Source organism: Bradyrhizobium sp. Kon37 (assembly GCF_055807535.1).
On the sequence record NZ_JBVVOY010000107.1, the window covers coordinates 1 to 575 of the forward strand.

Here is a 575-nt window from a genome sequence, read left to right on the forward strand (position 1 = left end):
GCCAGAAATAAAGGCCGTATTGGTGGGCGACCACCTAAACTAACCAAAGCGGAATGGGAGCAGGCCGGGCGTTTATTAGCACAAGGAATCCCCCGCAAGCAGGTTGCATTGATCTACGATGTGGCCCTGTCAACTCTGTATAAAAAACACCCCGCGAAACGAGCGCATATAGAAAACGACGATCGAATCAATTAAATCGATCGGTAATACAGATCGATTATGCCCCAATAACCACACTCAACCCATGATGTTTTTTAAGATAGTGGCGAATTGATGCAAAGGAGGTGAGATGAAATCAATTCGCTGTAAAAACTGCAACAAACTGTTATTTAAGGCGGATTCCTTTGATCACATTGAAATCAGGTGTCCGCGTTGCAAACGTCACATCATAATGCTGAATGCCTGCGAGCATCCCACGGAGAAACATTGTGGGAAAAGAGAAAAAATCACGCATTCTGACGAAACCGTGCGTTATTGAGTATGAAGGCCAGATTGTTGGCTATGGTTCAAAGGAGCTGCGCGTTGAAACCATATCCTGCTGGCTGGCCCGCACAATTATTCAGACAAAGCACTAT

Annotated in this window: 2 protein-coding genes; both read left to right on the plus strand. The window is 45.4% G+C overall.

Annotated elements, in window-relative coordinates:
• The coding region (locus tag AC0L3J_RS37290) for a helix-turn-helix domain-containing protein (protein WP_473350419.1) at positions 1 to 195 on the plus strand (195 nt) is incomplete at its 5' end.
• A gap of 94 nt (positions 196 to 289) precedes the next feature.
• On the plus strand, positions 290 to 478 hold the full coding sequence (locus AC0L3J_RS37295) for a Com family DNA-binding transcriptional regulator (protein ID WP_001300256.1): 189 nt from the start codon (positions 290 to 292) through the stop codon (positions 476 to 478).
• Positions 479 to 575 lie beyond the last annotated feature (97 nt).